The organism is Leisingera sp. JC1 (genome assembly GCF_001679925.1).
Classification (GTDB): domain Bacteria; phylum Pseudomonadota; class Alphaproteobacteria; order Rhodobacterales; family Rhodobacteraceae; genus Leisingera.
The window spans coordinates 1-10,190 of the sequence record NZ_LYUZ01000143.1; the positions used below are offsets into that span (position 1 = coordinate 1).

Below are 10,190 nucleotides of genomic sequence, written 5' to 3' on the forward strand. Positions count from 1 at the left end.
TGGCGGGCTGGTTCTGGCCTTCAGGCGGCTCCTGCGCGCGCTCTTCGCTGAGATGTTCGTCCAACTCGGTGCTCAGCGCACGTTCCGCAAGCGCCTTGGTCAGTTCTTCCGCAAGCGCCTTGGTCAGTTCGGAAAGAATGCCCTCCTTGCCGAAAAGGTCGCCGGGCGAACGCCCTTCCATCAGCCGGTCCAACAGGTCTTTGTCTATGCTCATACGTGGGTCTCCTCAAAAGTGAGCTACCACGCCGGGGCACAAAATTCAGGATAGTCCCGGAATATCCGCTCTCGGAACGTATGGAGCTGTGTATTGGTTGAAGAACCTCTCACAACAAAAAAGGCGTGCTCTCTCTCAGAAGCTTCAAAAAGGGTCCAAGATAAAAGTTGCAGTTTTAAAGGTGCAGGATAACTCCCCTAGAGGTTTCAGAGCTTACGCAGCAGACAATTCAAACCCGGGCTATCTATCAATTGACCTGATGCACGAACTTTATGGAGAAACTTCTGTCAATACCAAGTAGCGATTTTTATTCTCCGAGCAGGGTTTCCAGCATAGAGATAACCTTCTTCTGTGGATTCAAGTAGAACGGAGCCAGCCGCTAGAACCGATGAATTTGCCATGGTTATTGCTCCTACTAACGTTGAGTTCGTACCGACAAGGCAATTTTCTCCAATTGTCGGGGCATCTTCTAGCCCTGGCAAAGTTCTAGCATGCACTAAGGCTCCTTGAACGACTGATCCTGCGCCTACTGTAGATCCATTGCAAATAAACCCTCCGATGGTGCAATTGTCTTTCACATTGCAGTTGTCATAAATTCTTGCGCCATATTCGACAACTACATTATTACCTAGTTTGGAGTTTTCTCCTACTAGGCAGTTGTAATCGCAGCGAAAATCCCTCCCAATTTTGCTGCCTGAGCAAATTTCTGAATTTCCCAGTACGCGAGCATTGTCGCCAATTTCAGTTTTCTTTATCTCTTCCAGCCTTGCAAATTCATCGGCATCCCAGCTGGAGTGTTGGAAGCCAAAGTAACCTAAAATGCAATTTGGGCCGATGAATGCCTTTCCAGAAAAATAAACTTTATTGGAAAGTTTAGCGGAGGAATCTATATGTACGCTCATAGAATCGTCTTTACTCCCAAAATTTCTCGATGAAATATTCGATAATATCATCAGCCATTGGGATGTAGTGCTCAATACCTCTTCTCTTGTCAGAAAGAACACCGATGTTGTGGTTCTTGTATGGCAAGTTTTTTTCCAAGCATTGAACTAGTAGGGAGATGTCAAAGGCCCAGTTGTCTGAGATCTGTTCCATATTGAACTTTTGGCGATCAAAGAGAAATGTTCCACTTATTGGTAACGGAATGTTGCTCCAATCGGGATGTGCTCTCTTTAAGAAAGGTTTGACGACTAGGTTCGTGACGGGAAAATCATCATAGGGAGAAGTAAAAATAGCCCTAGAGAGAGCTATTTGGTTAACGTCTCTAATTAACTTATTGACCCAACTGTGAGACCAATTGTCTATATCTGCATCAGTTTTGAGGCAATACCTAGCCGTGGAATGTTTCAATCCAGATTTAATAGCATTCCCTAGGCCGCGCCTTGGCTCGTAAACGACCTTCGCACCTGCGCTTATAGCGCATTCAGCAGTTTTATCAGTGGACCCATTATCAATAACAATTATTTTGTTTATTCTGTCGTTTTCTTGTAGGGCACGAACCACATCACCTACGGTATCTTGCTCGTTTAATGCAGGTATTAGGGCGTCGATTCTGTTTGATTTGTACATTGTGTATCTCTAGTTTTTTTGTGAATTCTTTGTGGAACTTGTCTGTTCGTTTCAACTTGAGATGTGTTCGGTGGAATGTCCATTTGTAAATGTTGTCTCAATTTTTCCTTTGAGGGGTCTGAGATGCAGGTGTTCATTTAATGTTGAGGTGAAGTACTCCTAACTTTAGAAATGATCCTTGTCATTGGAAGACGGTAACGTCTCCGCTGGTATCGAGTGGGTGTGATGTTTCTACATCAATATGTTTCTATAAGAAACCTGAGAAAAAAGACTCAGCTTATACCTTCAATAATTCCGCTAGCTTTTGAGTCAACGGTCGCAACGGGTCCACAAAACCTAGGTCGTATATTAAAGTGGTGTCAAGATTTCCTTTATGGTCAACATAGTGCGACACATCTTCTCGCCGTATTCCTTGACCAGTGATCATTAGTGAAATCGCCATGCGCTTGAGATCATAGAGCTGGAAGTACTCAGGAACTCCATCCAGCTTTTTAAAGCGCTGTATGGCTCGATTAAAGTTATCTCTGGGCTGCGTTTGATCGGTATGGTTCGGGAAGAGAAGTTCGCTATCTGGCCAACGGTTATGTTGCTGGCTTACCAACTCAGCCACCTTGGGGTGGATGGGCACAGAACGGTATGCGTACTCATACCGGTTGCGAGAGAGCTTGATACCTTTGGTGTTGTGTTTGTGCCAAATGAGGCGCTCCAGATCGAAGTGCTCGAACTTCGCCAGTTTCACCTCTGTTGGCCGCGCCATCGTGAGAAACAAAATCCCCATGAAGGCGCAGAGCTCTGTTAGCTGCTCGTGTTGTTGAGTGAGTTGCCCCACTTTTAGAGCTGTAAGGCGCTTCTCATTTCCTTGGAGCTCATCCAAATCAACAGTAGGACAGATGGGCGGGTTAAACACATGCCACGCGATTTCTCGGACCTGCTCTGGTGTATAATCTCTGCGCTGTTTGATGATCTTTCTCTGTGTGAACGGGTCGCAAGGGTTTCTCATATCAACAATTTGCATGCGAATCGCCCAGTTGAAGAGCGCTTTGAGCTGTCGTAAGGCACAATTCGCAACGCTATCAGACTGAATTTTCTGAATGTATGGGCCTACATGCCTTGGTGTAATGTCGGTCATGCGTGCATCTTTGAGAACCTCACCGATGATGACCTTACGCTGGCGCTTCTTCCCTCGATGTGGATTCTTAGGTTGCTCTAATGTCCAGGGTGCGACCAAGCGACCAAATTCAGCACGATATGATTTACTCTTTGAAGACAGGTGTTGGTCATAATATTCATCAATCACCTCCCCGAGGGTGTCCGCATGCTTCTTCCGATAATCGGTACGTGAATTCTTGTCCGGATCAATGCCCTGGTCTATTTCCAAGTTGCGCTGGCTAACAATCAACCTGGCCGAGGAAACATTCATGTTTCCAGGAGTGCCAATTACTTTCCTTCGAGCGCTTCCATTATAGCGATAGCTGTGGATGAATGATTTGGCACCTTGACTTGTTATTCTGATACCTAAACCGGACGCCGAGTCACTGCGCATCTTTCCATCTACACCAAGGGGTGAATCTCGGATAATTTCTTGAGATTTTTCTGGTGCGCAAATTGCTGTTCTGACGAGGGTGTCGGTGAGGTATAATTTTGCCAAAATTCCTTCAGTTTTTTGTTTCTCATGTACGTCTCATGTACGCATTTTGCCATATTTTGTGAAAAATTTGCAAATATTATTTTTTGAAAAATTATAAGAGCATAATGAAAATCAACAACTTAAGGGCATTTTGAGAAAATTCCGTATTTGCAAGAAAGCATCTTTTAATCAGTTTGTCACAGGTTCGAGCCCTGTACGGCCCACCAAATATTTCAAATACTTATTCAAAACAATCGTCGTCAGCTCATGCCTATGTACGTTTCATGTACGCGTTTCTTACTTGCCTCATTTGCTCTCTGTAAAACTCAAATATTTATTTAGTGCCCGTCACAGCCTCAGCCTTCATCTTCGAGAGTTTCCAAGAGGTGATGTAGTGGCTGCAGCCGTCGAGTATCATGCTGAGCTAGCCCCAGCTGATGATTTTCAGGTAGGTAGAGTGGGTCAGCCGCATCTCGGACAGGCGGGTGCCTCCCCTTCCAACGAAACCTGGGTTCGAAACAAAGACGCGCAAGGTCAAGGTGTTATAAAGCAGTCATTTTCTTAAGCAAAACAGGTAGGGTTAAAAAGAAGTTGACGTGAGGGCATTCATTTGATCACGTTACACTACTTCTACTTGCTCAATCTTGAGGCGTGCATGTCTGAGAAAACCTCTCTCGTAGGCAAAGCTATTATAATTTTCAGTTGTCTTTCCGTGGGTTACGGCAATTTATCGGCTGAGGAAGGTGAGCAATCGGTTCTTGTGGAAGCCCTTGAGCAAGACGTGGAAATGAAATTTCTCGATCCAAGAGAGCAAGATGGAATCGATGTGGAGCAGAGAGTTAAAGGCGCGGTCGGGGTCTTGAGTGCAAAAAATTTTCCAGGCGTATTAAAGTTCTTTAGCCATGGGAAGAGGAAATGCACCGCCGTACTTGTCGGTCCTCAAGCATTATTGACTGCCGCCCATTGCTTGGGTTCCAAAAAATATTCTGTGAGAGTGAATGGCGATAATATTTCAATGAAATGCTATCATCATTCAGCCTACAATTCCGGCCCTGAACACGCAAATGACTGGGCGCTTTGCAGGTTGGCGAAAAAAGTAACTGAAGTTTCGGTGTTCGAGACAGTGGACGTTGAAAACCGTCCGATGCCTGGTCAAGTACCAATGCTCACGGGTTACGGATGCACTCGGACGGGCGGCCCTTCAAGTAATATATTACTGTATGGTTACGCCGAAGTTGTGAAGCGTCCGGCTGTGGTACCAGTTGAAAAAACAGCGTTTTTTACTAAGGCTTCACTTCAAGACCCCGCCACGGGCGCTTTGTTATGTAGTGGCGATAGTGGCGGTCCAGTTTTTATGACAGGAACCGGCGGACCTACTGATCGACCGTTAATAGTAGGAGTCAATTCAAGAACACACGATACGTTAAGACTTTCTTGGTTTTCCGCCACTGCTTCAAACACCGGTCTTGAGCTATTTAGAGCGTTTGTAACAGAGCTTGATACTCCGGTATGCGGTTTGGAGTACAAAGGCGTCGTCTACAGGAAGGACTGTAGATGAATTCATACCGGTTTCAGAAGAAACTTCTCATCATAGCTGCTTGGCCCATAATCACAATTTTTACGTCCGAAGCGCAAGCCCAGGATGAATTGCGGTTCTCATTTTCAGGTGAAACTCTGACACCGAAACAGCGCCAGATCATTGCTAATGTACTCGATCCTGGTAGCGAACTTGCTGTTCTCAGCACGGCTAGACTGTCTCCAGAAGCTCCTGAGAATACTTTTGATGAAATCAATCTCGAGGATTTAGAGAAAAGCTTACAAAGTTCACGCTCGAACTCGTCTGAAGACAACAACTCGCTCTTTATAGCCAATCAAGAGGGCCAATCATTCGCTGTTATAGACCGAACCTCCGACTTCGCCGCGCGCCTTGGTATTCCTGATTTAGGGTCAGGTAGAGAACCACAGGAAGAAGACATCACCAGTGCCCCTGGTGTACCGATTTTCGAAAACTCTCCAGTGCCTTCACTGGCTGCCTCCCAGGCGTGGGCCTTGCCGTTGAGCAACACAGATGTGATGCGGTTGGGTATTGCAATCTCAGCAGAAGCTCCAGAAACGGTACGTCTCCCCGCTGAAACCGTGCGAATTAACCGCACCGGTTTAGATGAGATCTTTGCCCGTTTAGAAAGTGATCTTCGGCAACTTGGCACAACGTCTGTGCGAGTTCCTGCAGACAGGTTGTCGGAAGTTGAAGAGCTTGAAATTATCCGCGCATTTGCAAGTTCAGGAGCGACGTTCAACGAAGCCACCGAACCAATGGATGTAGCGCAAGATCTTCCTGATGGTTTTGAACTTCTCGGGGCAGAAGACGGTCAATGTAATGTTAGCGATACTTGGCCAATGGCTATTGAAGCGTTTCACGTCGCCATGCAGCACAATGAAAAAGTGCTCAAACTTGCAGGAATACACGCTCCAAACCGCGCGCGAGTCCTTATAGTCGACAGTGGACTGTCAACAGCACTTGCTGAACACGAAACATTCAAACGGTTTTTGAAGCCTGACATTACGCACACTTTGAGGCGTGGATATTTTTGGACCGGACAAACTAGCAAAGACACCAGAGTTACATGTGATCTCGGCGTGAGCGGCAGCGCCGGTGTTAGCCCGTTTGGGATTGTTACAAGTCCAAAACACGGTGAGTGTAGCGCATTTGAGGCGCTTGGTGGACTTGAGCCAGTGAAGACAGAGCGCATGCCGCCCCGGTACGAACCAGATCACGGCGGAGTTGTAGGCGTATTGGCTGCGGGAGGTCCTAACCTCATAGGCTCCGAACTCGATTTACATCGCTATGTCGGAATCGGTTTCGCTAGGATTAATAGTATTGAGACAGGGAAAATTCGCGCGCGTGACGGTGATGTGTCCAAAGCGATCCAATACGCGATGGATCTCGACTACAACGTGGTCAATATGAGTTTGGCCTTCACATACAGCAATAGTTCCACGGCAAAGGGTAAGATTGGCTGCTTTGTAAATCCTGCTTCAAGCAATTATTGTGTCGGTCGCCATGATCGCATGATCGTTGCGGCAGCGGGAAATGACGGCCAACTTATTTCGCAGTCCGCATCCAGTTTTCCCTACGAAGTTGCGTCTTCTAGTGGGCATGTAGGCTCTAGCCAGGTTTTAGTCGTAGGCGGCATTGAGCAAGACGATGCGGGTCAATCTGTTCCTTGGAGGCATTCAACACACCATCGAGAGTTGGTAGACATTCTTGCTCCATCGGTAGGAGTGGTGTCATTGGATGGTAATGCCAGCCCAGTTTGCATGAAAGGTACGTCGATTGCCGCCCCACAAGTGAGTTTTGTTGCGGGTATGCTTTTTTCCTTAGGTTACACAAAAGCTGCGGAGGTTCGAGAACGCATTCTTGCGACTGCAAAGGTTAGCGACCCTGATGATCCTTTGTTCGAACGATCTAAGTACGGTAGAATTTTAGATCCGGCAGCGGCAATTGATGTCTTCTCCGACCTTATTTGGGTTCTAGACGAAAATGGCAATGAAGTCATGAAGCGCGGTAGACTAATTGCACAAGATGACGACCTCAAGGGCGTGGTTCTTCCAATCTGTTCCGCAACTTCATCAGGTTTACGTGGTTCGGGAGGATTGCGCGATGTCAGCAAATTTGCGCTTTGGCGAAAGATCGAAGGGAGTAATGCCGAGGTCTGGGATCAGAAGTTTTTTGCCGACTCTGATCGGAAATGTCTTTTCAATCCAAACGAAAAGATACGATTCATTGAACACGAGAAGGGGGGCAAAATCGAAGAGTTCGCGTTAAAAGGCGTGACTCGCATTGTCCCTAGCCATTTTAGGCGGGCACTCGAAATACACGCCCAGCAACAGTAAGGAAAATGCTGCCATGCGCTCAATACTACTAACCTGTTCATCCGTACTTCTTCTCTCAGGCTGTGCTGAAACGTTTTTAAAAGAAGCTGAATCAACGACGGAACTTGCCAAAATTTCGACCAACCGCACGCACCATGATATAAGAACTCTCCAACAAGGCAGTCAAAAAGCAGCGGCGCTGTCATATAGTTACCTGAATGCTGCAAATAAGGTGACCACTGTCCAAGAGACTTCAGCCGGGCTTGCAATTTTATCAGCTGGAGCAACAGCTCATGGCGTGGCGATAGGAGCAAGTGACGTAACTCTAACAAATCGTGCGTTACCTGGTATAGCAGCAACCATCGTTGCTGCGCGCTATGGCAGTCAGAGTTCGATTCAGGCTATTTACGCGGGTGCAAAAAGGTTGAACTGTATTTCCGCCAAGGCAGGTATCGCAAATGGGCTTGGAGATTTAAAAACTCAAGAAGATTCAGCAGTCGCTGCGACACGGGCTGCCATATTAGATGCCCAGATCATAACCAGAACTGAATTGGTAAGGAACAATCCTTCGTTTACTGGTTTGTTCTCGGAGTTCACAAATGGCTTGGGTCAGATTGTGTCTGAAGAGAAAGATACAGCCGGGACACCGGCGCTGACCCGTTATATTCAGGAACTAGCTGTTTGTTTAGCCATTTCTCCCGTTAAAACTCCTGAAAACCCACCGAGTGGAAAAAACCCAGACATTCCGGCACAGCAAGCGGAAGAGAAACTAGCCGAAACTGGGCAAGACAGTTCTGTTCTCGAAGAAGGCTAGGTGTTGTTTCTACGGTTTGAAGGTGCGTTTCATTCATCGGAATGAAAGGGGCACTAAGGGGCAAATTCATTACGGGAGTTCCACAAACACGCACACCACGCGAGCTGCGATGTATCGATCACAAGCTTTCGACTGCGATGCTGAGCCTAGAGCAAGGTATCTACTCAAAGAAGGTCGCGAAGCGGCGCAAGCGCTGAACGCTCGAGGATTTTAGGACCGATCCGGAGGAGACTGGCTTGACGCGGGTATTGGGGTGGACGCCCTCACGGCATTGAGGTGTTCCAAAGTAGTGCCGTTTAAATGCCTACAAAGAAAAGGCGTCCACCTTATCGTTTACGTTTCATCACGAAAAAAATTTGACAAAACGGGACATTTGTGATCAAATATTTTCAACGTCGCAACTGTGCGGCTTTTTTATTTTGGGGCGCCGGGTGGCGCCCTTTTTCGTTAAATCAGATAAAGGGTATATATATGAATGGGCAACCTGCCATGATATTTCTGGAGCATGAGCTCCAACACATGCTGACCGAAGCAGCTAAACAAGCTGCTCAAGAGGTCATTGATAACTTTAAGTCGGAACTGAGCACTGACCCGAATGAAGTGGTGATCCGCAAACTGCGGAAATACCTTGCAGATCGTCGGTCTGTTGCCAATCCGCGTGATCAATGGGCCAACGGGCTGCATATTCGCAGCATCAAGACAAACACGCGCGGTAAACCTCGATCACAGTCCTGGTTCCAGCAGTTCAAGGTAAAGAGCGGCCTCAATGGCTGCTTCAGCCGAAAGTCCCTCTCCTCAGGTGGCTTCCGGGAATGGTGCTTTGAAGATATCGCTAACGCCTGGGAACAATCCCAGTTTTAGTCCCACATCCGCTCTGCAATCTGCCGTTCCTCCGGCCCGAGTGCCTGGCTATAGATTGCAGTGGTCTCCAATCGGCTGTGCCCCAGCCAGCGTTGTATCAGGTGAAGCGGTACGCCACGAGTGACAGCATGAACAGCAAAGCTGTGACGCAAACCTCTGGCGGTTGCCTGAGGGCCAGATATACCAGCCTCCTGCATGACTGATTTTACGATGGTCCATGCCTGGGTGCGCTGCCAGGGGAACAGAGCCTCTCTACCTTCTGACAGGGCAGTGGTCAGAGATCTCGGAACCGGGACTTGCCGATAAACAATCTGGCCGCGTTTCTTCAGCGTCCGGAAGATCACAGCCCCTTCATCACGGGATATGTGTTCTGGCTTCAGTGCCAAAACTTCAGATAACCGCCCGCCTGTCCATAGCAATGTCAGGCACAACAGGCAGGCTTTGTCTGGCTGAGCATGAGCAGCAGCAATAAAGCGGTCACGTTCAACGGCGTTGAGATACTTGCGGTGGCCGGTGGAGGTGAGAAGCGACGGCCCGGACATCAAAATATGTCCCTTGGTGCGCGCTGTAACTTCGCCCAGGATGCTTTTGCTTTCGTTGAGGTTTGTCTGCCTTTTCCCGCCGAACAGTCTTCCCCATTCTGTTCGGTGAAGAAAAAATACCCTTTGTTTCAAAGGTGTAGAGATTGCCGAAGCAACCCTTACCGGAATCCTACATGAAGCAACGACTCCTGTTCAATCGCAAAATCAACCTTTTGCAAGGCGCTGAACAGAATGGGGAATTCTGTTTGATCCTACAGGAGTTACGCGATGCGCAAAATGGGCTGGATGCTGGGGCTTTTGCTCTGCTCTGGGTGTGTCACAACCGAATTGCAGTACAAGGAAGGTATCACGCCGCTTCAACGGAACCGGGATGTTGACGCCTGCACCCGGCAGGCCACGAGCCGCGCGCCGATTGCCAACGTGGCTCAAACAAGCCAGCGCTACTGGGTTCCAGCAAAACAGTACTTGCGCATTCCGGGCTTCGCGGACAGCCATTCCAACGGCACGCGGACAGTCATTCCGGGGTGCGCGGACAAAGTTCGCGCGGGATGCTGAGCGTTTGATCTGACATCTCAGGTGTCGGTTTGTTCGTCAATGGTTTTGGCCGCGGGGGCATCGCGGGTCTTGCGCATCGACGGACCTTCGAGAGGCAATCTGTGCGCGTTGTGGATCAGCCGATCGAGGATGGCG

General features: G+C 48.1%; 9 protein-coding genes and 1 pseudogene. 5 read left to right on the forward strand and 5 right to left on the reverse strand.

The features are described 5' to 3' along the window. The 4 genes and pseudogenes from A9D60_RS23130 to A9D60_RS23140 form a co-directional block, all read right to left on the reverse strand. A pseudogene (locus A9D60_RS23130) lies at positions 1-214 on the reverse strand (hypothetical protein); the annotation flags it as partial. 287 nt (positions 215-501) lie between these two features. Continuing rightward, complete coding sequence (locus A9D60_RS25770) at positions 502-1,116, reverse strand: acyltransferase (RefSeq protein ID WP_175393024.1); 615 nt, start codon at positions 1,114-1,116, stop codon at positions 502-504. Positions 1,117-1,126: 10 nt separating this feature from the next. After that, positions 1,127-1,783 (reverse strand): glycosyltransferase, encoded by a 657-nt coding sequence (locus A9D60_RS25775; protein WP_083194336.1) that lies wholly within the window; start codon positions 1,781-1,783, stop codon positions 1,127-1,129. 277 nt (positions 1,784-2,060) lie between these two features. Continuing rightward, positions 2,061-3,431 carry a tyrosine-type recombinase/integrase gene (locus tag A9D60_RS23140; RefSeq protein ID WP_083194337.1) on the reverse strand — a complete coding sequence of 457 codons (1,371 nt, stop codon included), beginning with the start codon at positions 3,429-3,431 and terminating at the stop codon, positions 2,061-2,063. 634 nt (positions 3,432-4,065) lie between these two features. On the opposite strand from A9D60_RS23140, the gene A9D60_RS25780 reads away from it, so the two are divergent. From A9D60_RS25780 to A9D60_RS26345, 4 genes are all read left to right on the forward strand, one after another. Next, positions 4,066-4,968, forward strand: a complete 903-nt coding sequence (locus tag A9D60_RS25780; RefSeq protein ID WP_141118034.1) for a S1 family peptidase — start codon at positions 4,066-4,068, stop codon at positions 4,966-4,968. After that, positions 4,965-7,304 carry a S8 family peptidase gene (locus A9D60_RS25785; protein ID WP_083194339.1) on the forward strand — a complete coding sequence of 780 codons (2,340 nt, stop codon included), beginning with the start codon at positions 4,965-4,967 and terminating at the stop codon, positions 7,302-7,304. Before A9D60_RS25780 ends, A9D60_RS25785 begins: the two co-directional genes overlap by 4 nt. A 13-nt stretch (positions 7,305-7,317) precedes the next feature. Then, the gene (locus tag A9D60_RS26340; RefSeq protein WP_141118035.1) at positions 7,318-8,097 is read left to right on the forward strand and encodes a hypothetical protein; all 780 of its coding nucleotides are present in this window, start codon (positions 7,318-7,320) and stop codon (positions 8,095-8,097) included. Between the two features lie 519 nt (positions 8,098-8,616). Then, positions 8,617-8,958: a hypothetical protein gene (locus A9D60_RS26345; RefSeq protein ID WP_141118036.1), complete on the forward strand. Its 342-nt coding sequence runs from the start codon at positions 8,617-8,619 to the stop codon at positions 8,956-8,958. Here the strand turns inward: A9D60_RS26345 and A9D60_RS23155 are convergent. After that, a complete protein-coding gene (locus A9D60_RS23155; RefSeq protein ID WP_254656786.1) occupies positions 8,955-9,632 on the reverse strand; it encodes a tyrosine-type recombinase/integrase in 678 nt (225 codons plus the stop codon). The genes A9D60_RS26345 and A9D60_RS23155 overlap by 4 nt on opposite strands. Before the next feature lie 135 nt (positions 9,633-9,767). On the opposite strand from A9D60_RS23155, the gene A9D60_RS23160 reads away from it, so the two are divergent. Then, positions 9,768-10,055 carry a hypothetical protein gene (locus A9D60_RS23160; protein WP_141118037.1) on the forward strand — a complete coding sequence of 96 codons (288 nt, stop codon included), beginning with the start codon at positions 9,768-9,770 and terminating at the stop codon, positions 10,053-10,055. The last annotated feature ends 135 nt before the right edge of the window (positions 10,056-10,190 follow it).

Excerpts from the sequence above, each read along its gene's own strand:
- A9D60_RS25770 (WP_175393024.1), bottom strand. The coding sequence starts at position 1,116 with ATGAGCGTACATATAGATTCCTCCGCTAAACTTTCCAATAAAGTTTAT.
- A9D60_RS25775 (WP_083194336.1), bottom strand. The coding sequence starts at position 1,783 with ATGTACAAATCAAACAGAATCGACGCCCTAATACCTGCATTAAACGAG.
- A9D60_RS25780 (WP_141118034.1), top strand. The coding sequence starts at position 4,066 with ATGTCTGAGAAAACCTCTCTCGTAGGCAAAGCTATTATAATTTTCAGT.
- A9D60_RS25785 (WP_083194339.1), top strand. The coding sequence starts at position 4,965 with ATGAATTCATACCGGTTTCAGAAGAAACTTCTCATCATAGCTGCTTGG.
- A9D60_RS26340 (WP_141118035.1), top strand. The coding sequence starts at position 7,318 with ATGCGCTCAATACTACTAACCTGTTCATCCGTACTTCTTCTCTCAGGC.
- A9D60_RS26345 (WP_141118036.1), top strand. The coding sequence starts at position 8,617 with ATGCTGACCGAAGCAGCTAAACAAGCTGCTCAAGAGGTCATTGATAAC.
- A9D60_RS23160 (WP_141118037.1), top strand. The coding sequence starts at position 9,768 with ATGCGCAAAATGGGCTGGATGCTGGGGCTTTTGCTCTGCTCTGGGTGT.